Origin of the sequence: Flavobacterium quisquiliarum (assembly GCF_019308285.1) — a bacterium.
Taxonomy (GTDB): Bacteria; Bacteroidota; Bacteroidia; order Flavobacteriales; family Flavobacteriaceae; genus Flavobacterium; species Flavobacterium quisquiliarum.
The window spans coordinates 229256-254753 of the sequence record NZ_WWEM01000033.1 but is presented as its reverse complement, the minus strand read 5'-3'; the positions used below and the strand labels follow the sequence as shown (position 1 = coordinate 254753).

The window sequence follows — 25498 nt, the reverse complement described above, 5'->3', positions numbered from 1 at the left end:
TTGGAATTTCAAAATTGGAATTTAAAAAATAGAAAACTATGCTGTACTATTTATTTGAATATTTTGACAAAACATTGGACGTTCCTGGAACAGGAGTTTTCCAGTACATCACATTTAGATCGGCTTTAGCATTTATGCTTTCATTGCTTTTGTCAACTATTTATGGTAAAAGGGTAATTAACTTTTTGCGCCGTCAGCAAGTTGGAGAAACGGTTCGTGAGCTTGGTCTTGCAGGTCAAAATGAAAAAGCAGGTACGCCAACAATGGGGGGACTAATTATCATTTTTGCCACATTGATTCCGGTTTTGTTATTCGCAAGACTGCATAACATTTATATCGTATTGCTGATTGTAACTACGTTATGGATGGGAACGATTGGATTTGTAGATGATTATATCAAAATATTCAAAAAAGATAAACAAGGATTAAAAGGGATTTTCAAAGTAATTGGTCAGGTTGGTTTAGGAATCATTGTAGGAACAGTTCTTTATTTTAATCCTGCAGTTACAGTAAGAACCGATACGGGACGTACGGATGTTTTTAGAACAGCTGCTAATACAACGGTTGTACTTCCTGCGCCAATTGAAGAGAAATCTACAGCAACAACAATTCCGTTTGTAAAAAACAACGAATTTGATTATGCTGAAGTATTATCTTTTATGGGGAATGGATACGAAAAATGGGCTTGGTTAATTTTTATTCCTGTAGTAATTTTTATTATTACAGCAGTTTCAAACGGAGCCAATCTAACAGATGGAATTGACGGACTCGCGGCGGGAACCTCCGCAATTTCTGTCCTCGCGCTAGGGATTTTCACGTTCGTTTCGGGAAATATCATTTTTTCGAATTATCTGAATATTATGTATATCCCCAATTCAGGAGAAATGACGGTCTTTATATCGGCCTTTGTGGGAGCATTGATTGGTTTTCTTTGGTACAACTCTTATCCGGCATCGGTTTTTATGGGAGATACTGGAAGTTTAACAATTGGTGGGATCATTGCAGTTTTGGCTATTGCAGTTCGAAAAGAAATACTGATTGTTTTATTCTGTGGAATTTTCTTAGCAGAAAGTGCGTCAGTTGTAATCCAGGTATTTTATTTTAAATATACGAAGAAACGTTTTGGTGAAGGAAGAAGAATTTTCCTGATGGCGCCTTTGCATCATCATTACCAAAAGAAAGGATATCACGAAAGTAAAATCGTAACCCGTTTCTGGATTGTAGCCGTAATGTTAGCCATATTGTCAATCATTACCTTAAAGCTAAGATAGATGAGATTAGTTGTATTGGGTGGAGGAGAAAGCGGTGTTGGAACTGCAATCCTCGGAAAGAAACAAGGATATGAGGTTTTTGTATCCGATTTCGGAAAGATAAAAGAGAGTTATAAAGAAGTTCTTATCATTAATAAAATTGCCTGGGAAGAGGAACAGCATACAGAAGATTTAATCCTGAATGCAGACGTGGTAATGAAAAGCCCCGGAATTCCAGATAAATCTCCGATAGTAAAAAAACTAATTGCAGCTGGAATTAAAGTGATTTCGGAAATTGAATTTGCAATTCCTTATACAGAAGCAATGACAATCGGAATTACCGGAAGTAATGGTAAAACCACCACAACGATGCTGACACATCATTTGCTGAAATATGCAGGATTAAACGTCGGATTGGGAGGAAATATAGGAAAAAGCTTTGCCTGGCAGGTAGCTGAAAATAAATTTGATGCCTACGTTCTTGAATTAAGCAGTTTTCAGTTAGATGGAATAATAAATTACCGGCCAGATATTGCGATAATAACGAATATAAGTCCGGATCATTTGGATCGATATGATTATAAATATGAAAATTATATCAATTCAAAGTTCCGAATAACGATGAACCAGACGGAAAGCGATTATCTCATTTACGATGCAGATGATGTGGCAAGTGTAGAATGGTTAAAAAACAACAAAACAAAAGCAAAATTAATTCCTTTTTCATTGACAAAAACATTTGATGAAGGAGCTTCTATAAATAACAACAAAATGGAAATAAAGATCAACCAAGAAGAGTTTACAATGGATACAGAACACATTGCGTTAGAAGGAAAACATAATATGAAAAACGCCATGGCAGCAAGCTCTGTAGCAAAGTTGATGCAAATTAGAAATGCAACGATTCGTGAAAGTTTATCTAATTTCCAAGGTGTTGAACACCGTTTAGAAAAAGTATTAAAAATACAAAACGTCCAATATATCAATGATTCAAAAGCGACAAATGTAAATGCAACGTTCTTCGCTTTAGACAGTATGAATGTACCGACAGTTTGGATTGTGGGTGGTGTTGATAAAGGAAATGATTACAACGAATTAATGTCATTGGTTCGTGAAAAAGTAAAAGCAATTATTTGTTTAGGTGTTGACAACCGTAAAATTATTGATGCATTTGGAAATGTAGTGGATATTATGGTTGAAGTGAACAATATGAATGATGCTGTAAAAACGGCTCAAAGATTAACAGAAAAAGGAGATGCCGTTTTATTATCTCCAGCCTGCGCAAGTTTCGATTTATTCGAAAACTACGAAGATCGTGGAAGACAGTTTAAGCAAGCGGTGCACAATTTATAGATGATAGTTTAAAGTTTCAAGTTTCAGGTTTCACGTTAAGCCGAACCTGAAACTTGAAACAAAAGAAACCTGAAACAAAACGATTATGAAAGAGCTGGTAAACAAACTAAAAGGAGATAGGGTAATATGGTCATTCGTGGCTTTATTGGCTTTGTTTTCGTTTATGCCTGTTTTTAGTGCGAGTAGTAATTTGGCTTATATAGGGCATGGAACTGGAAATACATTGGGTTATTTGGTTAAACATTTAGCTCACGTTTGTATCGGTTTTTTGATTATTTATTGGGTTCACCAAGTGCCGTATCATTATTTTAGAGCGATTTCTAAAATTGCGCTTCCGGTAGTTTGGCTGTTGTTGCTTTACACTTTATTAAAAGGAACTGTAATCGCAGGAGCCAATGCAAGTCGTTGGATTCAGGTGCCATTCATTGGAATTACGTTTCAGACTTCGACTTTAGCGGCAAGCGTATTATTTATTTACGTAGCTCGTTATTTGTCGAAAACCAAAGAAGAAAATGAGCCGTTTCAGACTTCGTTTATTCAGCTTTGGATTCCGGTGTTTATCACTTTGGCGTTGATTTTACCAGCGAACTTTTCAACCACAGCGTTGATTTTTTCGATGGTAATGATGTTAACGTTTATTGGTAAATATCCATTAAAATATATTGCTTTTATTATCGGGTCAGGAATTGCCATGCTGGCGTTTTTCCTTTTGGTGGCAAAAGCATTTCCAGAGTCAAGGTTTTTCAGCAGGGTATCCACTTGGGAAAGTCGTATTATGAACTTTACCACGGATAAACCAGATGAAGATGATTATCAAATTGAAAAAGCAAAAATTGCTATTGCTTCAGGGAAATTAGGAGGATTGGGTCCAGGTAAAAGTGTGCAAAAAAACTTTTTACCACAATCTTCTTCCGATTTTATTTATGCAATTGTAGTTGAAGAATATGGTTTAGTTGGAGGAGTTGCAATATTAGTTTTGTATCTGTTGTTGTTATTCCGTTTTGTGGTTGCTTCGCATAAAGCCAATACATTATTTGGAAAACTAGTAGTAGTTGGCCTCGGATTTCCGATGATATTTCAGGCGATGATTAATATGGCGGTTGCAGTAGAATTATTGCCAGTAACAGGACAGACATTGCCATTAATAAGTTCTGGAGGTAGTTCGATTTGGATGACTTGTTTTTCTTTAGGAATTATCATTAGCGTAACGAAGAAAGAAGAAGAAATTGCCGAGGAGAAACAGGAAAAAGCAAAACGAAAAGAAGCATTGCAGCGATTGATTGATAAGGAATTGGCAGAAGAAGATTTGGTTTCTGAAGAAATATATGAAGATGAACCAGTGTATTCGATAGAAGACAATTCAAGAAATCCAATGAATGCGGTTTTAAACAAATAAAGTTAAAATATAAAAGTTTTTTAAAAAGTTGTAATTTTTAGAAAGATGACAAAGTATAAATTCATACTTAGCGGAGGAGGAACAGGAGGACATATTTATCCTGCGATTGCGATTGCAAACGAATTAAAATTACAATTCCCTGATGCTGAATTTCTTTTTGTAGGTGCTAGAGATAAAATGGAAATGCAGAAAGTGCCTCAGGCAGGTTATGAAATAAAAGGTCTTTGGATTGCGGGTTTACAGCGAAAACTGACTTTACAAAACTTAATGTTTCCACTTAAATTGGCAAGCAGTTTATTGGAATCAAAAAGAATAATTAAAAAGTTCAAGCCAAATGTAGTAATTGGTACGGGTGGTTTTGCTAGTGGGCCATTATTACAAGCGGCAGGTTCGGCAGGAATTCCGACAGTAGTTCAAGAGCAAAACTCATTTCCTGGAATAACCAATAAATTGCTAAGTAAAAAAGCCAATGCAATTTGCGTAGCATACCAAAATTTGGAACGTTTTTTTCCAAAAGAGAAAATTGTTTTAACTGGAAATCCAGTCCGTCAGGATTTAATTGATATCGAAAGCAAACGTGATGAAGCAATTACTTTTTATGGATTAGATTCAAACAAAAAAACATTATTGGTTTTAGGAGGAAGTTTAGGTGCACGAAGAATCAATCAGTTAATTGAAAAAGAATTGCAAAATTTCCTTTCGCAAAATGTTCAGGTAATCTGGCAATGCGGGAAATTATATTTTGAAGAATATAAAAAGTACAATCAGCCAAATGTAAAAGTGGTTGATTTTATTGAAAGAATGGATTTTGTTTACGCGGCATCAGATATCATAATTTCACGTGCAGGAGCTTCTTCGGTATCAGAATTATGTATTGTTGGAAAACCGGTGATTTTTATTCCATCTCCGAATGTGGCTGAGGATCATCAAACTAAAAATGCGCAGGCAATTGTTGATGCTAAAGGCGCAATTTTGTTGAAAGAATCTGAATTAGAGAGCGAGTTTAGCATTGTTTTTGAAGCGCTGCTGAAAGATTCTGGAAAACAGAAACAACTAAGTGATAATATTAAAAAACTGGCAAGACCAAAAGCTACACAGGATATTGTGGCAGAAATTGTTAAGTTAATTAAAAAATAAAATAAGTAAGGCTAAAGCAAATTAGAATGAATTTAAATCAAATACAGAACGTTTATTTTATTGGTATCGGAGGAATCGGAATGAGTGCCTTGGCTCGTTATTTCAAATTTATTGGAAAACAAGTTTCAGGTTACGATAAAACACCTTCTATGCTGACTAATGAATTGATAGAAAGCGGTATTGATATTCATTTTGAAGACGATATAAACTTAATTCCAAAAGAGTATTATGTGGAGAATACGTTGGTGATTTATACGCCAGCAGTTCCAAAAACACATTCAGAATGGAATTATTTTATAGAAAGACATTACGAGGTTAAAAAACGTGCTGAAGTTCTTGGAATTATAAGTAAAGATACTTTCTGTTTTGCCGTTGCGGGAACACACGGAAAAACAACAACATCAAGTATTTTGGGACATATTTTGTTTCAAAGTGGTGCTGATGTAACTGCTTTTATTGGTGGAATTGTAGAAAATTATAATTCGAATTTAATTGGAAGCGGTAAAACGGTAACAGTGGTAGAAGCAGATGAATTTGACAGATCATTTCTGCATTTGCGTCCAGATATCGCTTGTGTGACTTCTATGGATGCTGATCATTTGGATATTTATGGAACCAGTGAGGCAATTCAGGCTTCTTTTAGAGAATTTGCTTCCAAAGTAGAAGATAAAAATAATCTCTTCATAACAAAAGAATTACCGCTTGACGGAGTTCAATGTGCTATAAATGAAGATGCTGTATATAAGGCTTTCAACGTTCGTATTGAAGATGGGGCTTATGTTTTTGATGTGCAGACGCCATCAGAAATCATGAAGGATTTACGTTTCGGACTGCCTGGTAAACACAATTTAATGAATGGATTGATGGCTATTGCAATGGCTAAAACTTTCGGCACCCCGACCGATTCTATTGCAATAGCCATTGCTTCATTCAACGGAATTAGAAGACGTTTTTCGTATCAGATTAAGAGCGAAAATTTAGTATATATTGATGATTATGCGCATCATCCAACAGAAATAAATGCTGTTCATCAAGCAGTTAGGGAGCTTTATCCAGGTAAGAAAGTTTTAGCGATTTTCCAGCCGCATTTATTCAGCAGAACAAGAGATTTTGTGGATGGATTCGCAGAAAGTTTGTCAAAGTTTGATGAAGTGTTTTTGATGGATATTTACCCTGCAAGAGAGCTTCCGATGGAAGGAGTAACTTCTGAGTGGCTTTTGGGTAAAATGACAAATTCGAACAAAAAAATTGTTGCAAAAGAAGATTTATTGGGTGAAATCAAAGCCAGCGATGCACCTATTATTGTAACAATTGGAGCTGGTGATCTGGGAGAAATGGTTCCGTCAATTAAAAGGGTTTTAAATGAAAATATTTAATTGGACAAATATTCGATTAGTACTAATTTTCGGATTGGTTTTGTTTCTATATTCCTTCGCACAGCATCGAAATGGCGATCGAAAATTGAAAAAATCAATGGTCGTTTTTGTAGGAGAAAATACGCTTTTTGTGAAGCCGGAAACGGTTAATAAATTGTTGATAGAAAATAAAAGAGACGCTTCCAGTATTAGAAAAGATGAACTAGATTTGAATAAGATAGAGAAAACCCTCGATACACAAGAGATGATTGAAAAGTCAAATGTTTTTGTAAGTATCGATGGAGTTCTAAAAGCAGTAGTAAAACAGAAGACGCCCATAGCAAGAGTTTATGACGGCGGCGCTTCTTTTTATATTGATTACGAGGGTAATAAAATGCCTTTGTCTGACAATTTCACTGCAAGAGTTCCTCTTGTTTCAGGGGCAATTAATGAAAAAAATAACGAAGATTTAGCAGCTTTATTTCGCACAATTTACGACGATGCGTTTTTGAAAAAAAACATCATTGCAATCGAGATTATGCCGAATGGAAGCTTAAAAATGTTTAATCGAAACTTCGATTACTTCATCGATTTTGGCAGAACGATGAATGTTGATAAGAAATTTAGAAACTATAAAGCGTTTTTTCAAAAAGCAGTTTTAGATAGTTCGTTATACAAATACAAAAAAATTGACCTTAGGTTTACGGAACAAGTAGTTTGCACTAAATAATAGAAAATGGAAAAAGATAATATTGCAGTAGGTCTAGATATTGGAACAACCAAAATCGTTGCCATGATTGGCAAAAAAAATGAGTATGGTAAGTTGGAGATTTTGGGCATTGGTAAATCCAAAAGTTTGGGTGTTGCCAGAGGAGTAGTAAACAACATTACGCAGACGATTCAGTCTATTCAACAGGCTATAATCGAAGCGGAAAATAATTCGGGTTACAAAATTAAAGATGTGGTTGTGGGTATTGCCGGACAGCACATCAGAAGTATTCAGCATACAGATTACATCAGCAGAAACAATCCTGAAGAAGTAATTGGCGAAAATGATATTCAGCTTCTAATCGATCAGGTAAATAAACTGGCGATGTTACCAGGAGAAGAAATCATTCACGTTTTACCTCAGGAATTTAAAATCGACGGACAGTCTGAAATTAAAGAGCCGATCGGAATGTACGGCGGAAGATTAGAATCTAGTTTTCACGTTGTAGTTGGTCAGGCATCATCTATCAGAAATGTTGGAAGATGTATTCAGAGTTCAGGAATTGAATTGTCTGGATTGACATTAGAACCATTAGCTTCGGCAGATGCTGTTTTAAGTCAGGAAGAAAAAGAAGCGGGTGTTGCATTAATCGATATTGGTGGTGGAACAACAGATTTGGCTATTTTCAAAGATGGCATCATTCGCCACACAGCTGTAATTCCTTTTGGAGGAAATGTGATTACAGATGACATTAAAGAAGGATGTTCGATTATTGAAAAACAAGCTGAGCTTCTAAAAATAAAGTTCGGATCTGCTTGGCCGGGAGAGAATAAAGACAACGAGATTGTTTCTATCCCTGGACTGAGAGGAAGAGAGCCAAAAGAGATTTCACTAAAAAATCTTTCTAAAATTATCCACGCAAGAGTAGTGGAAATCGTAGAACAGGTTTTTGCAGAAATAAAAGCATACGGTCACGAAGATCCTCGCAAAAAGCTTATTGCCGGAATTGTTTTAACTGGTGGAGGTGCACAATTAAAGCACATCAAACAATTGGTTGAATACATTACGGGAATGGATACTAGAATTGGCTATCCTAATGAGCATTTGGCAGGAAACTCAGGAGAAGAAATTTCTAGTCCATTATTTGCAACAGCAGTCGGATTAGTAATGAATAGTATTGAAAATAGTTCTCAAAGTGCTGTTAGAATGGAGTTGGTTAATGAACAGCCAAAAGTTGTTTACAGAAATGCTCCGCCAGTACAGCGATACGAAGTGGAAGAAAACTACGTTGAGAAAGTAGAGACTATCGAAGAAACTAGAGAGGTTGTAAGCCAGAAGGCATCTAAAGATGAATCTACCGAAACCAAAATAAGACGATCATTTTTTGATCGATACGTCGACAAAATCAAAGAATTTTTAGACAACGCAGAGTAATTAGAATAAAACAAGAAGAAGGAAATTACTTTCTGGCCCCAAGTCAAGAAGTAAAAAATGTACTTAATAAGAATTTCAAAAAACCAAAAAGATGATGAGCAACTCAGAATTTGGAAGTATTTCATTTGATTTACCAAAAAATCAATCAAATGTAATCAAAGTAATAGGTGTAGGTGGAGGCGGAAGTAACGCAATTAACCACATGTTTAAGCAAGGTATTAAAGGCGTAGATTTTATCGTTTGTAATACCGATTCGCAAGCGCTTCAAAATAGTTCAGTACCAAATAAGATTCAGTTAGGACTTAATTTAACTGAAGGATTAGGTGCAGGAGCAAACCCGGACGTTGGACAGCAGTCGGCTATCGAAAGTATTTCTGATATCGAAAAAATGTTGGATAAAAATACTAAGATGGTATTTATCACTGCTGGTATGGGTGGAGGAACTGGAACTGGTGCAGCTCCGGTAATTGCTCAGTTGGCAAAAGAAAGAGAAATATTAACAGTTGGTATCGTGACGATTCCGTTTCAGTTTGAAGGGAAAGTACGTCAGGAGCAGGCGATTATTGGAATTGAAAAATTGCGTAAGCAAGTCGATTCTTTAATTGTAATCAACAATAATAAATTAAGAGAAGTATACGGAAATCTTGGTTTCAAAGCAGGATTCTCTAAAGCGGACGAAGTTTTGGCAACTGCTTCTAGAGGTATTGCCGAAGTAATTACGCACCACTATACTCAAAATATCGATTTACGTGACGCAAAAACTGTTTTGGCTAACAGTGGAACTGCGATCATGGGATCTTCTGTGTCAGAAGGTGAAAACAGAGCAAAAGACGCTATCGTTTCTGCTTTAGATTCTCCTTTGTTAAACGATAATAAGATTACAGGTGCCAAAAACGTATTGTTGCTTATCGTTTCTGGAACTAACGAGATTACTCTTGATGAGATCGGAGAAATCAACGATCACATTCAGGCCGAAGCAGGTTACAATGCCAATATCATCATGGGAGTTGGTGAAGACGAATCTCTTGGGGAAGCTATTGCTGTAACTATTATTGCTACAGGTTTTGATGTGGAACAACAAAATGAAATTGTAAATACAGAACCAAAGAAAATCATTCATACGTTAGAAGATGAGCAGAGAAGTGTTCATAATTTAACAAACAGACCGATTTCATCTTTCGACTTAACAGTGGATACTCCAACTACAAAAGTAGAAGACAAAGTTGTTTTTGATTTAATAGACGACGATGAAACTTTTACTCCAACTCCTACAAATGCTGTTGCTCCAGCAATTAATCAGGAAGAGTTGGTGGTTATGTCTGAGTTTATTAAAAATCTAGATGTGACTTTTGAAATTGTTTCGCCGATTACGGATATTGATTTTACAATTTCTTCACCAGAGAAACCAGCTGTTCAGCAATTTCAGCAACAACAGCCAATTCAACAACAGCAACCTGTACAACAACAGCCAGTACAGCAGCAAAGAGTATTTGAAAAAGAAGAACAAACTGCTTTTTCTTTTGATCTTCCTTTGTTTAAACAAGAACCTGTAAAAAGAGAGCCAGTTGTTGAGGATAACAGAGTTTTGTTTGAATTGACAAATGAAACTCGTGAGATTAAAGTAAACGATCCAGTACAGTTTGTTCCTGTAACAGAAGTTTCTGAGAACGGAATCATCAAATATTCTCTTGAAGAATATATGGAAGTGGAGAATGACTTATTGTCTTCTAAACCAGTAGAGAAAAAGGTTGAAGATACAATTCCAGAAGAATTGAATATCACTTTGAAACCAAGAACTGATTTTGCTAGCCAGCCTGATTTTTCAACAACTTCTGAAGTTTCTCCATTAGAATTGACAATTGAAGAAACGCTTCGTTTAAGAGCTGAAGAAAGAAGAAAGAAACTAAAAGAGTTTAACTATAAATTCCATAACAATGTTTCTAGAATTGATGAGTTGGAAAAAGAACCAGCTTACAAAAGATTAGGAATTGATTTGTCAAATTCGCAATCAAATAATACAAATTCTAGAATCTCTGTTGGAACCGATAGCAATAATGATTTACAATTGCGTTCAAACAATTCATTTTTGCACGATAACGTAGATTAATTTTTAGCATCATAATATAGGATGACCCGAAAATTGGATTTAATTTTCGGGTTATTTTTTTTATCTTCGCACAGAATTTAAAAATTTGACTTCCTAAATAGGTTTTTAAAGTGAATCTTATTGTCAGCTCGATAGGAGTCAAGAACGAATTCCAAATTAATATATCAATTAATAAGCGTTGGCTTATTTAAAATAAAACATAAAGATGAGTTTACAAACACAGATCATGGACGAGATCAAAGCGGCCATGAAAGCAAAAGATACAGTAGCATTAGAAGCTTTGAGAGCAGTAAAATCTGAATTGTTATTAGCTTCAACGGCTTCAGGTTCTAAAGAAGATTTATCAGAAGACGAAGAAATTAAATTATTGCAGAGATTGGTTAAAACTCGTAAAGAAAGCGCAAGAATCTTTACCGAGCAAAACCGTCCAGACTTAGCTGAACCAGAATTGGCGCAAGTTGCGGTAATCGAGAAGTTTTTACCAGCTCAATTAAGCGAAGAAGAAGTAGAAGCTGTAATAGCAAAAATCATTGCTGAAACAGGCGCTTCTGGAATTGCTTCAATGGGTAAAGTGATGGGATTAGCATCTGCTCAATTAGGCGGAACTGCTGAAGGAAAAACCATTTCTACAATTGTGAAAAAATTACTTTCGTAAATATAATTTTAGATTTTAGAGTTCAGATTTTAGATTGAATCTGAATTCTAAAATTATAAATCTAAAATAAAACTGACCTCGTAGTTCAACTGGATAGAATATCAGATTTCGGCTCTGAGGGTTGGGGGTTCGAACCCCTCCGGGGTCACTATAAAATTTGAAAGCCTGCAAAGTGTATATTTTGCAGGCTTTTTTTATGGTTTGAAAATTTTTAAGATTTTTTTATAGTTTGAAAGAGTTCTGTATTTAAAGGAGATTTTGGTTCGAATCCCATCATGGATCTGTTAAGCTTTACGATTCTTTTTCAGGTTCTAAAGTTTAGATTTAGTTCCCAACTTGAATTCTATGCTATGTTAGCACATCTAGTTTTTAGCTTACCCATAACGTTCTGGCGCTACACTCAGGCAGGGATTAAGAAAGCCTAAACTTTCGCTAAAAACTATTCTCCAAGTACAAGACCAACTTTAAATTAAGCCAAATGCTCAGCTTGCTTGTAGAGTGTGGCGTACGATGTTTATTTTTTTTCAAATTTTGATTTCGCATATTCTGTTAAAGCACTTTTGTCTTTCACTTTTTCATAATGTTTGGTTGCTCTCTTTAGCATTTGTTCGTCATTTGCAATAAATCCAACTTCGTAAAGACTCAAGGCATAATTTCCATTAAAATTATCATCTTTAGAAAATTTTGATTTTACTTTTTCATAATAGTAAATTGCTTCTTTATGCTTATTGTTGAGAGTAAGTAAAACGGCTTTTAGAAAATAAACATCTTTATTTTCCGTTGCATATTTTTTTTCCGCAATATTTATGTTTTCTAATCCATAATCTATATCACCAATTACAGTGCTTGTCAAAGCAATACCATAATATCCTTCGGGACTTTCAGGAAAAAATGTGGTTATTTCTTTAAATTTTTTTCTTGATAAATCAATTTTACCAACTAACATACTTGTTGTTGCCAAATTTTGTTTAAATTCTATTGATTTATTTTGTGATAAACTATCCGCCATGTAATACATTACGACCGCTTCTTTATTCATATTACTTAAACGAAAAGTATAACCTGCAAAGAAATATGCGTCACAAAATGTTTTATCTTTTTTTATTAAATCTTGAAAAATATTATTTGCAGCTCCAATGGCGTAGTTTTGTTTAATACAATCCATACCTAAATTAAATAATTCTTTAGTTTTACTATCAGAAGGCATCTCACAGTATGTCCATTTACCTAAAAAATAATCTGATTGTCCAAATAAACTTGTATTTAAACTGAATATCAATATTACTATTAAAAATCTTGTTTTCATTCTATCTTTCTTTAATATCACGAAACTTACATATATGCCTGATTACATACGACTTATCTACGCTGGATTGGGTCACCATGTCTGACAATTGTCAGTGCTATTTATTTTCAAAAATAGGATTTTTATTTTATAAACGATCAAACAGGAAATTACACCTTATTTGAAATCTTTAAATCTCCCAATAAAAGGTTCGAATTCTGTACCGTCAAGGTCACTATAAATTTTGAAAGCCTGAGAATCTATATTCTCAGGCTTTTTTTGTCTAATTATTTAGAACTCTGGATTCAATAATAAAAAAATAGCCAATTCTATTTTTTATTAACCATTTGCCATCTTGTAAAACATAGGTATCCTCATACTTAACACTATAATCTGTTAATATATCTTTTCCGTCATTTTCCCTAACCATTTTTAGTTGCGAAAAAGAAACACCATTTGCATTATTACCGTTAATTTCTACTTGATGCTGACCGTTCAATGTAAAATATGTTTTTACTTCGCTTGCATGTTTATTAAAGTCCTTTTCCATGTTTTCTCTTCCAGAAACATCTGAGACTAAAAAGTTATTCATATAAACTTTGTAGTTTATATCAGCAGTAAATAAATCCATTACTGCTGCAATTTTTTTCTCATCTCCTAGAGAGGCATAACTGTCAATTAAGTTTCTTAATTCTTCTTTAGCTTTGAAAATTTCTAATGTCATGATTTTAATTTTTTAAAATTGATTAAGCCAAAATTATAGTATATTAGCTTACTTTTTGTTAGTAGTTACTTAAAGGTTAGTAGCTTATAAAAATGAATCTATGAAAAAAATATTAAAAGAAGTGGTTGATAATAAAGAGTTTACTGACGAATGTAACACTGTTTTAATGGCGGTATCTGATGCTCTTTATGCAATTGGAGGTAAGTGGAAATTGATGATAATCATTGCTATGGCTAGAGGAAACAAACGTTTTACAGAAATTCAAAGAAAGGTGAATGGTATTTCTGCTCGAGTACTTTCAAATGAACTGAAAGAATTAGAAATTAATGGTTTTATTGTAAAGAAAGTTGCTGTAGGTTATCCTGTAACTATTGAATATGAATTATTGCCTTACAGTCAAACACTGAAAGAAGTTGTAGAAGCGATGAAAAAATGGGGAATGCAACATCGAGATAAAATTAGAACCGAAAGTCATCTGGAAATCTCGAAGAAAAACACTAAATAAGTTATTTTATGAAAAGAGCCACTTAAGTAAGTGGCTCTTTGTATTATCGAATTATTTTCAAATATGATGTATAAACATTATCACCAAGAGTAGTTCGCATATAATATACGTTTTCATCTTTTTCGGTTAAATCGAACTGAATTAAACCAGCGTCGCAATAATAATAAAGTAAATTGTCATCAGCAGGAAATTCAATGTTTGAAACTGGAAGCGTTGTCAATTTGGTCTCGAATACTGTTTCGCCATTGAAGTCTAATTGGAAAAGTTTTTTCTTTTTGGTATAGCCCCAAATGTTATTCACTTCTTCGGTAATGTATTCGATGTTGTCGTCTTTAAAATCTACTTTCCAGATTTGTGTTCCTGCTTTTGAATCAATAGCGTAAACCGAACTAATTTGTGAACCTTGCACGCCAATAAAGATTTTTTTGTCTTTATATAAGATGCGTTCCTTCACATTATTTTGATTTTCATCAAACTTAAACTGCCATAAAATATCTAGTTTTTCAGGACTTAAGGCGTAAAGAGTATTTTTTTCACTTGCGATAAATATATTTTCGCCATCCGTTATTGGTTTTCCGGTTATATTTTCTTCAAAAGTTTTTTGGCTAAGCACTTTTCCTGTTTTCGCATCAAAACTATAAAGATTTGTTGCACTTGGAAGGAAAATTTTATTGTTGAAGAAAAGAGGCTGAATGTCGTTTTGTGCCGAATCTAATTTGTAATTCCATACCAAACTGCCATCTTTTATATCCAAAGCATAAAGGTTACTGCCTTGATTTTGATTTTGAGCTGTTATGAATAATTTTCCATCGTTTATGATTGGTGTTTGATCTTTAAGAACAATCTGATCTGTAATATTGCCTAATCTTGATTTCCAAAAAAGATCACCGCTTTGGTTGTCTATGGCAAAAATTTCACCGTTAATAAACGGAACATATAAAACGCCATTCAATAGCGTTATTTTATTAGCGCACATTTCGGAAGGAGCATCTGTAGCTTTTACAGTCCAATTAATAGATTCAGATACTAAATCAAATGAAAAAAGAGAACCGTCGTAATCATAAATCAGAATAGAGGTATCGTCTAAAGGAATTTTTTTTATCGGGCGAATGGCTTTATTGGTAACCATTTCAGCGGGAGATAAACCTGCATTAGAAGTAATGGTTTTTCCCGTTTTGGAAGTCGCTGGTGCCTGTCCAAATATATTTAAAACACTAAATATAAATAAAAGAGTTATTAGTTTTTTTTTCATTTTTAAGATTTGGGGTTGATATTTTTATTTTGAGGCAGAGAAAATTACTCTTTCAAAAAAAACAAATATTGTAATATTTCTTTATAACTTTTTGATTATTTAATTATTATATTTTATCAGGTTTATTTCTCAGATCGTTTTTTTCTAAAATCCTTTATTATAACATAAACTGAAAACAGAAAAGTAATGGCGTAAACGGCTGCTAATGCAGGTTTTTGAAACTGCATCGTTTGAAAATCAAATTGTTTATACAAAGCTATTCCAACTATGATTGCTACAATTCGTAAAGTAAATATTGGTGCATTATTTTTATTCTCCATTTTTTAGGTTTGATTTATAAAAGAGGATTATTTAATAGTATCTTCTGCATTTCCTGTTTTTACTTTGCCAGTTCGTTTATAAGTGGCAAGAATTACTCCTGTGGTTGTAACAACACTTTCTGTTAAACTAAATCCTGACGGATGGGCATCATTAGCAAAAAGCTTTTTTCCTTTTCCAAGGATTAATGGATGAATTTTCAATCTAAGTTCATCAACTAAATCATTCTTTAATAAAAGATGAACAAGTTCACTGCTGCCCCAAACCTGAATGTCTAGACCATCCGAGTTTTTAAGTTTCTTTATATCTGCCAGACTTTTGATAAAGATAGTGTTTTTCCAGTCTGATTTTTTTCTGGTTTTTGAGAGAACATATTTACTGCCTTCATTAATTCCTGGCCAGAATTCTTTGTTTTTTGGCCAGTAATTTTCCCAGATTTCAAATGTCTTTCTCCCCAAAAGGTAAGCCGAAGGTTGAAGTTCATTTTCTACGGCTTTACGATACACTTCGTCACCATAAGGAGCTGTCCATCCTCCGTATTTAAAACCGTCTGATTTGTCTTCTTTTGGTCCGCCTGGTGCCTGCATGACGCCGTCTAAAGAAATCATGGACAAAACAATTATTTTTCTCATAATAGTAATGGTTTTGTGTATACAAATTTAGCAAACAAATCTAATTTTTATTAAAAGATTATTGAGGCAATCTATCTTTTTAACTAAAACTGTTCAATATTTTTATATTTTAGCAAAGCAGAGACCGCTAAAGGTTTCTGCTTTTTCATGCCATTATAGCTATGCTGTTTTTCCTTTTAATTGGAATCTTATTTCTTTTCATACTTGTATTCAGGATTATTGAACCAATGTATTTAATGTTGTTCAATAAACCATTATTTATATTTTGGTATCCCGTTTTGAAGAAATTAGATCCAGAAGATAAAGCACTGCTGAGACGTGAATTTTCGTATTATTCTAATTTGTCTGTTAAAAAGAAAAGTTATTTCGAACACCGCGTAGAAAGTTTTATTGAGTATTATAATTTTGAAGGAAAAGGCATTGAAGTGACTAGGGAAATGAAACTGATTATTGCCGGAACTTATGTTATGCTCACTTTTGGAATGCGAAATTATCTTCTTGAGTTATTCGAAAATATAGTTGTTTATCCCTCAGTATATTATTCTACTATAAATCAGGAGTATCATAAAGGAGAATATAATCCAAGGATGAAAACGATTGTTTTTTCGTGGGAAGATTTTTTAAGCGGACATGAAACCAAGGACAATATCAATCTAGGTTTACATGAATTTACGCATGTACTGCATGTTCATTCCAGAAGAAGTTCCTATCCTGGCGCACTTATTTTTCATGACGAATTTACAGAAATTGAAAAGTATTTTGATCAAGAAGAATTAACGAATAAACTTAGAGAAAAACAGTATTTTAGAGAGTATGCCTACACTAATAAATTTGAATTTTTGGCAGTGATTTTAGAGCATTTTTTTGAAACCCCGGAAATCTTTAAAATTGAATTTCCGGAGTTGTATAAAAATGTAAAAACAATGATTAACTTTAGAGAAGACCTCTAAAATAAGGGATTTATTTTCAAAAGAAATTCTGGAAATCTATTTTGTATACTGTAAAAAATTATCGATGTAATTTACTACCAGTGGAATATTTTGATGCTGGGGAGCGTGCCCAGTTTGCGGCAGTAAAATTAACTGTGATGTTGGAAGCTGTTTGGTCAGCGGATACCAATTTTCTACAGCAAAACTTGTATCGTGATCTCCGGAAATTATTAATATTGGTGTTTGGGTTGTTTTCAGTTTATCCCTGTAGTTCTCTTTGTCTTCAGCAGCATTTTCGCCTCCAGCAAAATACAGTTGGAACACTTCCATAGTCGAAGGGATTTTAGAGACATCGATTCGTTGCGCAATACGGTCATGAGAAGCTTTTGCCGCTTTTACGCTTTCTTCAGATTCTGGTTCGAAAAAAAGAATCACTTCGTCGTTAAAATCATTGATTGGTTTCAAGGCATGATCTAAAAAGGATTGCTCCAATGGCGCCACTCTTTTTCCTATTGGACCTGTTCCTAACAATATAGTATGGGTAACCAATTCTGGATATTGGTGTGTTGCAGCCTGCGTAACCAAGCCACCGTAAGACCAGCCCATAAAAATGGCACTTTTGATTTTTAGAAAATCGGCCAGATCTTTTACGTCTTTTGCAACTACTTTTACATCAGTCGGAAGTGTTCCTGTTGAATATCCAATTCCTGAATAATCAAAAGTAATGACTTGATGTTTTGCAGCAAGAAGATCTAAAAACAGAGGATCCCAGGTATCAAGTGTTCCTCTAAAACGATTAATTAATATAATCGGATTTCCTTCGCCAATAGATCGATACGCAATTGTTCGGTCTGAAAAAGCAGCATATTGCGTTTCTGAATTGGTGGCATTTATTTTTGATGTGTTCATTATTTTAAAGTTTTGATTAATAATAAAATAAGAAACAATTTTAATGCCTTCTGAAAAAAATAATGGATATCAGGGTTTGACAGAATTTGATGCCCGTTTTCTGGTTTTATTTCGCTAAAAAAAATACCTTTTCACGAAATACAGCAACTCACAATTCGATTGTATCGCCAATTTTAGGCAGGAAAAGATTCAGATTTGCTTTTTTAAATTCGTCTAAAGCTTTTTGATGATCCATTTTAATGAAACCAAAAGTATCATAATGAACGCCTAAAATTTTATTGACTTCCACCAGTTTTGAAGCTTCAATAGCTTCTTCAATTCCCATTGTCAAACCATCACCGATTGGGAAAACGGCAAAGTCAAGTTTGGTAAATTTCAGTATAAACTGCATATCAAAAGTCAAAGCGGTGTCGCCACTATAATAGAAATTTCCATCTGGAGTTGTCAACACAAAACCGCAGGCAATACCACCGTAACTGCCATCCATAAAACTGCTTGGATGCTGGGCAATGACACATTTTACGGTTCCAAAATCAAAACTGAACTTTCCGCCTGGATTGATAGGATGCGCATTTTCGATTCCTTTTTTTAAGAGCCAGTTATAGATTTCAAAGTTTCCAAGGACTTTGGCTCCGGTATTTTTAGCAATTCTTTCCACATCTAGAATATGGTCGTAATGGGCGTGCGAAATAAAAATATAATCGGCTTTTATTTCATCGACATTAATATCTTTTGCTAATTCGTTTTGCGTGATGAAAGGGTCGAAGAGAAGGTGTTTTCCATTAGCAAAAACAGAAAAACAAGAATGACCGTAATAAGTTATTTTCATAAAAATATATTTTTAGGATTAATAAGTTATTGATTTTGAATTCAATAAAGATACCATTAAAAATGCGCAATAGGTTTTTATTGCGCATTTAGAGTTTTTTCAAACTCTTAAAGATTATTTTAATTGTTGATCAATAAGTTCTCCTAAGTTGCTATTAGAATGCCCTGAAAATAAAATATTTCCATCTTTTCCAATTAGAATAGAGGTTGGTATTCCTTGTATTTTGTACTTAGTTACTACTTCAGATTTGGAGTCAAATACTACATGAAAAGTGTATTTTTTTTCCGTTAGATAATTTGTAACGTTTTTTAAGACTTCTTCTTCTTTTTTATCTTCCCAAGTATTTATAAATAAGAAAGTCACATCTTTATCCTTGTATTTAGTAACTAATTCTTGCATTTTAGGGAAAGAAGCTTTGCAAGGACCGCACCAAGTTGCCCAAAAGTCTAGAACCACAACTTTTCCTTTGTAATCAGAAAGTTTAACTTCTTTACCTTCTAAATTTTTCAGCGCAAAATCAGCAGGGGTTGTACCTCCAAATTGCTCCATAATTTTTTTAGATTTTTCTTCCTCATTTAATTTGTCTGACTTTTCTTTTAGTTTTTCAAAATCAGCAATCGGAAGGTTTTCGGCAATATAAATCTCCTTTAATTTAGCAACCAGTGAAGGAGGAACGGTATTACTGTTAATTTCATTTTCAAGATAAGTTCTTACTTCATCTTTACTTTTTACTTTTTCCATCATGCCCACATAACGTTCTTTTCCGCCAGAATCAAATCCGTTCGCTTTTCTAATATTGTCTTGATATTTAAAAGCTTCTTCATAATTACCTTGTTTGTAAGTATTAGGGCATAAGTATCGGCATACATATTAAATTGTGACTCGTATTGCGGATTAAAGATTTCCTTTTCTTTTTCTGCAAGAAGAGTTAATGATCTTTTAGAAATCTTGGAAGCAAAGTCAATGTCTTTTCCAGAAGAGCTTAAATCGCCTCCCGTTAATCCCCAGGCAAAATCATTATAAAGCCCTGCAGGATTATCTGTTTGGGATTCAATTTTTTGTGCTTTTTCAAAATCTTTGTCATTAAGATATTGTACCATTAAACTGTTATAAAAAAGGCCTAAAGTTCTCCTCGAAGTTCCTTTATACTTTGTTTGGCAAGTGTCAATACATTTTAAAATGTAATCTTCTGTTTTATCTTTTTTAGCAAAAAAGCGATTAATAAATTGATTTTTTGCTAATGTACCTGAAGGATATTTGGCTAAAATTTCTTTTTCTAATTTAGCTTTTTCATCAGACATTTTGTTCATAGAATAGGCATCATTAGCCAGCATGTAATATTCCTCTTTATCTTTTTTAAGACACTTTTCTGCAAAAATTAAAGCTTCTCTATTGCTTTCTTCTTTGTTGATTAAGCTTTTTTGAAAAAGATAGCTCATATACGATTTATCACTTTTTAGCTCTGGATATTTTTCAAATAATTTATCGTACGCTGCAATCTGAGATTCAGGTTTGATATCTATTTTTAGTTTTAAAAAATAGTTCGCATAATTTCTCATATTAATTTCACTTGCCAGAGTTTTGCCAAGTTCGGAAGCATTTTGAGTTTTTAGATAAACAGTATAACCTTGGTCTTTATTATTATCTATAACTTGTTGTGCGTTAGTGATGATAACCAGAAGTGTTCTTGCAGAGTCGGCAACTTTTGCTGAAAACTCATACAGTTTTCCTTTTTTAATTAATTTTTGAGAGTGAGAATCGTAATAAGAATCTATAAAAGTAGCTTTAAAATTATCATTAATAGTGATTCCCTGTGGAGGCTCGTAAACATAAGTATTTTCGGCACCAATTTTAAATTTTGAATTTTTTAGATAGATTTTTCCGCTTTGAGAAAATAGATTGCTAACAACGGTAAAGAATAACAAAATGTAGATTTTTTTCATCTTTTTGTAGTTTTTTATTTGTTTGTTTCTTAATTGTTTAACGAATTGTAAAATTAAATATTATACATTCAGTTGTTTTTTTATTAAGAAAATATTAGCAATATGAATGGAATAGTTTTGCTTATTTATGTATTTAAAGTATATTTTTTTAACGGAAAACGGATCATTATTTTTTTATCCCAGCTGCAGTTCTGTAGAACTCATAGCCGCTTTCAGAACGTTTAGCAAGAAATCTTTCACGATATTCATTGGCTCCTAAATCTTCTAAAAGTTCAATATGAAATTGATGTAAATATCCCGGAAGTTCTTCAGGAAAAAAGCCAAAAGTCCAATGTTCCTCTATATTTTCGAGATCTTTTAGTAATTTTTTTCCACCTAAAAAAGAATCGGGATTTTGAAGAATATCTTTGTGTACGTAAGTGAAAATAATATGACTTCCGCTCGCGAATTTAGAAATAAAAGAAAACGTGCTTTTTACTGCTTCTTCCGTTAGATAATTCGTTACACCTTCCCAAATTACTGCTGTAGGTTTTGAAAAGTCTAAGTTGTGCTCTGATGCTAATTGATCTAATCCCTGCTTGTTAAAATCAATTTGAAGAAAGGTTACGTTTTGCGGTATTTTACCAATTCGTTTTTTATAGATTGCTGCTTTAAAATTGGAAGTATTGGGATGATCAATTTCTATTACAGGAATAGGTTTTAAAAAATCAAGACGTACAGCTCTCGTATCAAAACCAGCACCTAGAATTATTACTTGTTTTACTCCTTTTGAAATGGCATTTTCCAGTAAACTATCGATATATTTTGTTCTCGCAATTCCAGAAGAGAAAGCACCGGGAATCTTTTTGTTTATTGTATTATTAATATATTTTGCAACAATTGGATAGTGGTACAATCGCGTTGCAAGTCTCAGTTTTGAATCTATAAAATGTATAGCGTAAGGATCTGAAAATAAGCTGTTTTTTTGCTGTGTTTCCAATGCTCGAAAGAACGCCATGTATTGTGCCGTTCTACTTGTTTTTTCTGCTTTCATTGGAATCTTATTTCTTAGAAAATAAATTTTCTACAACCCAAGCAGGACCAATTAATAAAAACTGGAGATCTTTTAAGAAAGAAGGTTTTTTACCTTCAATATTATGTCCGTAAAACTGCCCAATCCAAGCAATAACAAAAACAGCTATCGAAAATATCCATAACGGCACAACTTGCCCGATATAATAATTTAGAATCAAACAGATTCCTGAGAACAAAGCAATTTTAAATGCCATTGCAATGGATAACCGAATATAAAAAACCAAAACAAATAATAAAACCACAAAAGCCCAGTTTTCGATAATGGGTAAATTTAGTTTTAAAATATTGGCAATAATCCCGCTCGGAATACTCATTAAAAGTCCTACAATAGAAAAGAAAATAGCTGGAACACAAATATAGTGTATGGCTTTATTGGTCGGGTTTTGGTGGCTTACAGCATATTCTGTAAACCATTGGTCTAAGGTTCTCATTTTTGTGGTTTTATAGTTAGTTGCTGTAAATCTAATGAAATTTCTTATACATTATCAGAACAACAAACTAAAACTATTAACCATAAATCATAAATCTAATTCTGATTATAGTCAAAAACGTTGTCCCATAGTTCATCAATTTTAATTAGAGCTTCGTTTAACGGAATGACATTCCATTTCCCATCATTTTCTATTCCTAAACCAATGCTTTTTAGTTTCAGTAAAGCATCGTTCACATCAAAATCTAGATCTGTTTTTAAATGAGAGGCAAACCAAGATTCTATTTGAGAATCTAATTCAGATGCAGTCAAAGAATTTTGACTTCTGTTTAAAAAGGCATAAGCTAAAACAGTTTCTTTTAAAGCTTCTTCTTCAGACGAATTTAAAAGTGAATAAAACGCACCGCTGTTATTACCGACATTTTTAAAATACAAACTATCAGAAAGAGTTTTAGAATATCTGATTTTTTTATTGACAAAATTATTGTACTGGCGAAAACAGTAAGCTGATAAAATTCCTAGTGCAATTAAACCTTGATTTAATGAAGTTTTACTATTCAACAAATCGATAGTTTCACCAGTTTGGTAAGCTTCGTACATGTTGATAAGAGCCGGAATTACTTTGGCACTTAAGAGTGAAATTCCGCCAAAAACACCAGGAACCCAAAGCAGCATTTTGTCTTTAAAAGACATTTTAGGAACGGCATTTGGGAATACAGTTTCGAGGTCATTTTTAGGAACACGCTTAAAAATTTTCAAAGCGATAGAACCTGGATCAATCGGCATTTTTCCTAGTTTAACTTTCTTAGCGGCGAGATAATCTGCATCGCTGTAATTGAGGTAAATTAAAACACGATCGTAATATTCGATTTCAACTTCTTTTTTCCAGAAAAAAAACTTCTTAACTTTTTCTTTCGCTTTATGATGACCTCGGGCATATAATTCGAAATCTTTAAAAGTATTAAAATCTATTGCGAGATTTAAGCCAATCAAGTCCGATTCTTCAAAAGCGGCTTTTAAGGTTTCTTCGTCGATTCTGTAATAATTGCCTCGCTCTAAAACCGTAAGCAGTGTTTTTTTGAAAATGCTGAAATCACTTTTGCCAATAAAACCTTCACGTTCTCTTTCGCTTAAATCAGGATCATAAAGTGCATAGTGCTGTTTTAAATTTCGGTTTAGATTAAAAGATTCGTAGTGATAATAATGTTCGATGATATCGAATAACTTTTTGAAATCATCTGCACTTTTAGGATCTTTTGCTAAAGCAATCTGCTGTTCTAATAAAAACTCTTTGTTAAACGGAATATAATGTTCTCGCATCATGTCGATTCTAGGCTTTAATTTTTTCTGGCGTGGAAGCTGCAAAGATACAAAGGTTTGATTTTTTTGTTTCAGGTTTGAAGTTTAAAATTTTAGGAGGGCAAAAAAGAGTAAAATAAAAAATGGGATTTCCAATCGTTACCAGCGATTTGAAATCCCATTTTATGTTCCAAAAAAAGTGACAAAAATTTAAAAAAGCTCTCTTGGTGAAAACTAAATTTTAAACTAAAAATTATTCATAGCAATATTACCACTATAAATTTGGCTGGCTATACGTATTTATACGGTATTTTTCTTTTTGAGAGACAAAGAGACAAAGATTCAGGGGTATTTTGTTTCTGCTTAATTCCTTTCAGAATTTTTTAATTCGATTACGCCTTGAACATATTTAATGAGTTCTTCTTTAGTAACTGAAAAAGTAGCGTTTTCTTCCTCTGTGCTTAAATAGAGATTTGCAATGCTTTCGGCATCCATGTTTTGCTTGAGGTAAAGTTCTTCTGCATACTGTATAAGATAGTCTACAAAACGTTCGCGTTGTTTGCCTTTTTCAATAGTTTCCTTATCACCTTCTTTTATTTTTTCGATTATCGATTCTGGTAAGTCTATAGTGAGATACATGCAGTCTACAGCCACTTTTGAGAGCATTTCTTTTTCAACTCTTCCTGTGGCATTGCAGTAAGCACAGGGTGCAGGAACCCATTTCAATTGTCTTTTTAAACGAACAATATCTTTCCAGTCTACAAATCCCTTTCCAAGACATCTAGGACACTTTATATCTGATCGTTTAAAGAAGTTAAAAATGTTCATTGGTTATAAAATAATCTTAATGGTTGTGAATTATGCTAATTTAGATAATTAAGTAAGAAAAGTTATTCATATAAATCTTTTTTTTAAAGAAAAGAATTAACAAAGATTGTTGATTTATTTTTCTAACTAGATTTTAACATAGATATTATACAATTAAATGATGAACACTATGAAACAAAGAGTATCATGTTATACCTTAAATTTGATATCAAAGATTCTCTAAAATAAATTCATTTTTATGGAAAATATACAGACTACTAAAACGCAGAACTTCTTTAGAATTCTCTTAGGAATTTTTATGATCACGGCCGCTTTTGGTCATTTTACTTTTCAAAGACAGGATTTTCAGGCGCAGGTACCAAATTGGATGCCCTTGGATAAAGACTTGGTAGTTATTCTTTCTGGAATTGTAGAAATAGCATTAGGGCTTAGTATGTTATTTCTAACGAAGTATAAAGTGCAAGTGGGAATTGCGCTGGCGGTATTTTATGTCTTAGTTTTTCCGGGTAATATTGCACAATATTTAAACGGAACCTCGGCCTTTGGACTAGATACAGATCAAGCTCGTTTGATTCGATTGTTTTTTCAACCCGTTTTGATTTTTTTGGCTTTGTGGTCTACGGGTGGAGTTGGGTATTTTAGGAAGGTAAAAATTTGGTAGTTTTTTCTACGAATTAAAATCTTCTAATTTGATTGCTTCAATAAAATATCTTTTAAAAGTATTAGATAGATTTTTCTCTTTAAATTTAATAATGGTGTAAGAGCTGTCAAATGCAATAATTTCAATTGATGAATTAGGAATTTGAAAGTTCTCGTTTTTCCAGATTAAATCATTTTCTTCAGCAAAAGGAATATTATTTTCATTAACTATTATTTCTTGATCTTTAGGGAAACCACATATTATGCCCCAGATAAATTGTGTTTGAGAATTTAGAATATCATTAAACTCTTGACTTGATAAAACAAAAAAATCTTCTTCATGATGTATTGGAAGTTCTTTGTCGGATATAAATTCGAAATCACTAATTACCCAATTATAATATTCAATTTCTTTTTGAATTGGTTTTAATAATTCTTTTAGGTCAGTGTGAAATTCTAATTTTTCCGTTTTTTGAATTATCCAGTTCATTTTTATTTGATTTTCT

At 33.2% G+C, this 25498-nt stretch carries 26 protein-coding genes and 1 tRNA gene; 13 read left to right on the top strand and 14 right to left on the bottom strand.

Translation table 11 applies throughout. From position 1 onward, the window contains the following. Positions 1 to 38 precede the first annotated feature (38 nt). The 10 genes from mraY to GSY47_RS16405 all read left to right on the top strand — a co-directional run bounded on the left by mraY (position 39) and on the right by GSY47_RS16405 (position 11544). The gene (gene mraY, locus GSY47_RS16450; RefSeq protein WP_179001372.1) at positions 39 to 1271 is read left to right on the top strand and encodes a phospho-N-acetylmuramoyl-pentapeptide-transferase; all 1233 of its coding nucleotides are present in this window, start codon (positions 39 to 41) and stop codon (positions 1269 to 1271) included. Next, positions 1272 to 2603 (top strand): UDP-N-acetylmuramoyl-L-alanine--D-glutamate ligase, encoded by a 1332-nt coding sequence (murD, locus tag GSY47_RS16445; protein ID WP_179001371.1) that lies wholly within the window; start codon positions 1272 to 1274, stop codon positions 2601 to 2603. Positions 2604 to 2688: 85 nt separating this feature from the next. After that, entirely contained in the window at positions 2689 to 3999 is a 1311-nt protein-coding gene (locus GSY47_RS16440) for an FtsW/RodA/SpoVE family cell cycle protein (protein WP_179001370.1), read from the top strand. Positions 4000 to 4044: 45 nt separating this feature from the next. Beyond that, on the top strand, positions 4045 to 5136 hold the full coding sequence (gene murG, locus GSY47_RS16435) for an undecaprenyldiphospho-muramoylpentapeptide beta-N-acetylglucosaminyltransferase (RefSeq protein WP_179001369.1): 1092 nt from the start codon (positions 4045 to 4047) through the stop codon (positions 5134 to 5136). Positions 5137 to 5162: 26 nt separating this feature from the next. After that, a complete protein-coding gene (gene murC, locus GSY47_RS16430; RefSeq protein WP_219071483.1) occupies positions 5163 to 6512 on the top strand; it encodes a UDP-N-acetylmuramate--L-alanine ligase in 1350 nt (449 codons plus the stop codon). Next, positions 6499 to 7221 (top strand): cell division protein FtsQ/DivIB, encoded by a 723-nt coding sequence (locus GSY47_RS16425; protein WP_179001367.1) that lies wholly within the window; start codon positions 6499 to 6501, stop codon positions 7219 to 7221. Before murC ends, GSY47_RS16425 begins: the two co-directional genes overlap by 14 nt. Before the next feature lie 6 nt (positions 7222 to 7227). Continuing rightward, the gene (gene ftsA / locus GSY47_RS16420; protein ID WP_109191954.1) at positions 7228 to 8634 is read left to right on the top strand and encodes a cell division protein FtsA; all 1407 of its coding nucleotides are present in this window, start codon (positions 7228 to 7230) and stop codon (positions 8632 to 8634) included. A gap of 91 nt (positions 8635 to 8725) precedes the next feature. After that, positions 8726 to 10741 carry a cell division protein FtsZ gene (gene ftsZ / locus GSY47_RS16415; protein WP_179001366.1) on the top strand — a complete coding sequence of 672 codons (2016 nt, stop codon included), beginning with the start codon at positions 8726 to 8728 and terminating at the stop codon, positions 10739 to 10741. Between the two features lie 205 nt (positions 10742 to 10946). Next, the gene (locus GSY47_RS16410) at positions 10947 to 11396 is read left to right on the top strand and encodes a GatB/YqeY domain-containing protein (RefSeq protein WP_179001365.1); all 450 of its coding nucleotides are present in this window, start codon (positions 10947 to 10949) and stop codon (positions 11394 to 11396) included. A 74-nt stretch (positions 11397 to 11470) separates the two neighbouring features. Then, positions 11471 to 11544, top strand: a tRNA-Arg gene (locus tag GSY47_RS16405). 366 nt (positions 11545 to 11910) lie between these two features. Here GSY47_RS16405 and GSY47_RS16400 read toward each other — a convergent pair. Both GSY47_RS16400 and GSY47_RS16395 read right to left on the bottom strand, forming a co-directional pair. Further along, positions 11911 to 12702 (bottom strand): hypothetical protein, encoded by a 792-nt coding sequence (locus GSY47_RS16400; RefSeq protein WP_179001364.1) that lies wholly within the window; start codon positions 12700 to 12702, stop codon positions 11911 to 11913. Positions 12703 to 12964: 262 nt separating this feature from the next. Then, a complete protein-coding gene (locus GSY47_RS16395; protein WP_179001363.1) occupies positions 12965 to 13405 on the bottom strand; it encodes a nuclear transport factor 2 family protein in 441 nt (146 codons plus the stop codon). Between the two features lie 100 nt (positions 13406 to 13505). On the opposite strand from GSY47_RS16395, the gene GSY47_RS16390 reads away from it, so the two are divergent. After that, entirely contained in the window at positions 13506 to 13910 is a 405-nt protein-coding gene (locus tag GSY47_RS16390) for a winged helix-turn-helix transcriptional regulator (RefSeq protein ID WP_179001362.1), read from the top strand. Positions 13911 to 13953: 43 nt separating this feature from the next. Here the strand turns inward: GSY47_RS16390 and GSY47_RS16385 are convergent, their stop codons facing one another. The 3 genes from GSY47_RS16385 to GSY47_RS16375 all read right to left on the bottom strand — a co-directional run bounded on the left by GSY47_RS16385 (position 13954) and on the right by GSY47_RS16375 (position 16112). Beyond that, positions 13954 to 15162 (bottom strand): outer membrane protein assembly factor BamB family protein, encoded by a 1209-nt coding sequence (locus tag GSY47_RS16385; protein WP_179001361.1) that lies wholly within the window; start codon positions 15160 to 15162, stop codon positions 13954 to 13956. Positions 15163 to 15284: 122 nt separating this feature from the next. Continuing rightward, positions 15285 to 15482 (bottom strand): hypothetical protein, encoded by a 198-nt coding sequence (locus GSY47_RS16380; RefSeq protein WP_179001359.1) that lies wholly within the window; start codon positions 15480 to 15482, stop codon positions 15285 to 15287. 27 nt (positions 15483 to 15509) lie between these two features. Then, positions 15510 to 16112, bottom strand: coding sequence for a dihydrofolate reductase family protein (locus GSY47_RS16375; protein WP_179001357.1), 603 nt, complete (start codon positions 16110 to 16112; stop codon positions 15510 to 15512). 236 nt (positions 16113 to 16348) lie between these two features. Here GSY47_RS16375 and GSY47_RS16370 point away from each other — a divergent pair, with 236 nt between their 5' ends. Next, complete coding sequence (locus GSY47_RS16370; protein WP_179001355.1) at positions 16349 to 17062, top strand: zinc-dependent peptidase; 714 nt, start codon at positions 16349 to 16351, stop codon at positions 17060 to 17062. A gap of 36 nt (positions 17063 to 17098) precedes the next feature. On the opposite strand, the gene GSY47_RS16365 is transcribed toward GSY47_RS16370, so the two are convergent. The 8 genes from GSY47_RS16365 to GSY47_RS16330 all read right to left on the bottom strand — a co-directional run bounded on the left by GSY47_RS16365 (position 17099) and on the right by GSY47_RS16330 (position 24353). Beyond that, on the bottom strand, positions 17099 to 17950 hold the full coding sequence (locus GSY47_RS16365; RefSeq protein WP_179001353.1) for an alpha/beta fold hydrolase: 852 nt from the start codon (positions 17948 to 17950) through the stop codon (positions 17099 to 17101). A 148-nt stretch (positions 17951 to 18098) separates the two neighbouring features. After that, the gene (locus GSY47_RS16360) at positions 18099 to 18779 is read right to left on the bottom strand and encodes a metal-dependent hydrolase (protein WP_179001351.1); all 681 of its coding nucleotides are present in this window, start codon (positions 18777 to 18779) and stop codon (positions 18099 to 18101) included. Between the two features lie 114 nt (positions 18780 to 18893). Then, positions 18894 to 19523: a TlpA disulfide reductase family protein gene (locus GSY47_RS16355; RefSeq protein ID WP_179001349.1), complete on the bottom strand. Its 630-nt coding sequence runs from the start codon at positions 19521 to 19523 to the stop codon at positions 18894 to 18896. Beyond that, positions 19520 to 20722 carry a hypothetical protein gene (locus GSY47_RS16350; RefSeq protein WP_179001347.1) on the bottom strand — a complete coding sequence of 401 codons (1203 nt, stop codon included), beginning with the start codon at positions 20720 to 20722 and terminating at the stop codon, positions 19520 to 19522. The genes GSY47_RS16355 and GSY47_RS16350 overlap by 4 nt, the downstream gene beginning before the upstream one ends. 166 nt (positions 20723 to 20888) lie before the next feature. After that, positions 20889 to 21755 carry a class I SAM-dependent methyltransferase gene (locus GSY47_RS16345; RefSeq protein WP_179001345.1) on the bottom strand — a complete coding sequence of 289 codons (867 nt, stop codon included), beginning with the start codon at positions 21753 to 21755 and terminating at the stop codon, positions 20889 to 20891. Between the two features lie 7 nt (positions 21756 to 21762). Then, positions 21763 to 22227, bottom strand: coding sequence for an Mpo1 family 2-hydroxy fatty acid dioxygenase (locus GSY47_RS16340; protein WP_179001343.1), 465 nt, complete (start codon positions 22225 to 22227; stop codon positions 21763 to 21765). 95 nt (positions 22228 to 22322) lie between these two features. After that, on the bottom strand, positions 22323 to 23591 hold the full coding sequence (locus tag GSY47_RS16335; protein WP_246611343.1) for a TMEM143 family protein: 1269 nt from the start codon (positions 23589 to 23591) through the stop codon (positions 22323 to 22325). A 297-nt stretch (positions 23592 to 23888) separates the two neighbouring features. Continuing rightward, positions 23889 to 24353 (bottom strand): hypothetical protein, encoded by a 465-nt coding sequence (locus GSY47_RS16330; protein WP_179001341.1) that lies wholly within the window; start codon positions 24351 to 24353, stop codon positions 23889 to 23891. Between the two features lie 238 nt (positions 24354 to 24591). Between GSY47_RS16330 and GSY47_RS16325 the strand changes: the two genes are divergently transcribed. Next, positions 24592 to 25014, top strand: a complete 423-nt coding sequence (locus GSY47_RS16325) for a DoxX family protein (RefSeq protein WP_179001339.1) — start codon at positions 24592 to 24594, stop codon at positions 25012 to 25014. A 6-nt stretch (positions 25015 to 25020) separates the two neighbouring features. On the opposite strand, the gene GSY47_RS16320 is transcribed toward GSY47_RS16325, so the two are convergent. Beyond that, the gene (locus tag GSY47_RS16320) at positions 25021 to 25482 is read right to left on the bottom strand and encodes a hypothetical protein (RefSeq protein WP_179001337.1); all 462 of its coding nucleotides are present in this window, start codon (positions 25480 to 25482) and stop codon (positions 25021 to 25023) included. Between the last annotated feature and the right edge of the window lie 16 nt (positions 25483 to 25498).

What these genes read in the sequence shown, in the direction of transcription:
- mraY (WP_179001372.1), top strand. Translation starts at nt 39, where the DNA reads ATGCTGTACTATTTATTTGAATATTTTGACAAAACATTGGACGTTCCT.
- murD (WP_179001371.1), top strand. Translation starts at nt 1,272, where the DNA reads ATGAGATTAGTTGTATTGGGTGGAGGAGAAAGCGGTGTTGGAACTGCA.
- GSY47_RS16440 (WP_179001370.1), top strand. Translation starts at nt 2,689, where the DNA reads ATGAAAGAGCTGGTAAACAAACTAAAAGGAGATAGGGTAATATGGTCA.
- murG (WP_179001369.1), top strand. Translation starts at nt 4,045, where the DNA reads ATGACAAAGTATAAATTCATACTTAGCGGAGGAGGAACAGGAGGACAT.
- murC (WP_219071483.1), top strand. Translation starts at nt 5,163, where the DNA reads ATGAATTTAAATCAAATACAGAACGTTTATTTTATTGGTATCGGAGGA.
- GSY47_RS16425 (WP_179001367.1), top strand. Translation starts at nt 6,499, where the DNA reads ATGAAAATATTTAATTGGACAAATATTCGATTAGTACTAATTTTCGGA.
- ftsA (WP_109191954.1), top strand. Translation starts at nt 7,228, where the DNA reads ATGGAAAAAGATAATATTGCAGTAGGTCTAGATATTGGAACAACCAAA.
- ftsZ (WP_179001366.1), top strand. Translation starts at nt 8,726, where the DNA reads ATGATGAGCAACTCAGAATTTGGAAGTATTTCATTTGATTTACCAAAA.
- GSY47_RS16410 (WP_179001365.1), top strand. Translation starts at nt 10,947, where the DNA reads ATGAGTTTACAAACACAGATCATGGACGAGATCAAAGCGGCCATGAAA.
- GSY47_RS16400 (WP_179001364.1), bottom strand. Translation starts at nt 12,702, where the DNA reads ATGAAAACAAGATTTTTAATAGTAATATTGATATTCAGTTTAAATACA.
- GSY47_RS16395 (WP_179001363.1), bottom strand. Translation starts at nt 13,405, where the DNA reads ATGACATTAGAAATTTTCAAAGCTAAAGAAGAATTAAGAAACTTAATT.
- GSY47_RS16390 (WP_179001362.1), top strand. Translation starts at nt 13,506, where the DNA reads ATGAAAAAAATATTAAAAGAAGTGGTTGATAATAAAGAGTTTACTGAC.
- GSY47_RS16385 (WP_179001361.1), bottom strand. Translation starts at nt 15,162, where the DNA reads ATGAAAAAAAAACTAATAACTCTTTTATTTATATTTAGTGTTTTAAAT.
- GSY47_RS16380 (WP_179001359.1), bottom strand. Translation starts at nt 15,482, where the DNA reads ATGGAGAATAAAAATAATGCACCAATATTTACTTTACGAATTGTAGCA.
- GSY47_RS16375 (WP_179001357.1), bottom strand. Translation starts at nt 16,112, where the DNA reads ATGAGAAAAATAATTGTTTTGTCCATGATTTCTTTAGACGGCGTCATG.
- GSY47_RS16370 (WP_179001355.1), top strand. Translation starts at nt 16,349, where the DNA reads ATGTTGTTCAATAAACCATTATTTATATTTTGGTATCCCGTTTTGAAG.
- GSY47_RS16365 (WP_179001353.1), bottom strand. Translation starts at nt 17,950, where the DNA reads ATGAACACATCAAAAATAAATGCCACCAATTCAGAAACGCAATATGCT.
- GSY47_RS16360 (WP_179001351.1), bottom strand. Translation starts at nt 18,779, where the DNA reads ATGAAAATAACTTATTACGGTCATTCTTGTTTTTCTGTTTTTGCTAAT.
- GSY47_RS16355 (WP_179001349.1), bottom strand. Translation starts at nt 19,523, where the DNA reads ATGATGGAAAAAGTAAAAAGTAAAGATGAAGTAAGAACTTATCTTGAA.
- GSY47_RS16350 (WP_179001347.1), bottom strand. Translation starts at nt 20,722, where the DNA reads ATGAAAAAAATCTACATTTTGTTATTCTTTACCGTTGTTAGCAATCTA.
- GSY47_RS16345 (WP_179001345.1), bottom strand. Translation starts at nt 21,755, where the DNA reads ATGAAAGCAGAAAAAACAAGTAGAACGGCACAATACATGGCGTTCTTT.
- GSY47_RS16340 (WP_179001343.1), bottom strand. Translation starts at nt 22,227, where the DNA reads ATGAGAACCTTAGACCAATGGTTTACAGAATATGCTGTAAGCCACCAA.
- GSY47_RS16330 (WP_179001341.1), bottom strand. Translation starts at nt 24,353, where the DNA reads ATGAACATTTTTAACTTCTTTAAACGATCAGATATAAAGTGTCCTAGA.
- GSY47_RS16325 (WP_179001339.1), top strand. Translation starts at nt 24,592, where the DNA reads ATGGAAAATATACAGACTACTAAAACGCAGAACTTCTTTAGAATTCTC.
- GSY47_RS16320 (WP_179001337.1), bottom strand. Translation starts at nt 25,482, where the DNA reads ATGAACTGGATAATTCAAAAAACGGAAAAATTAGAATTTCACACTGAC.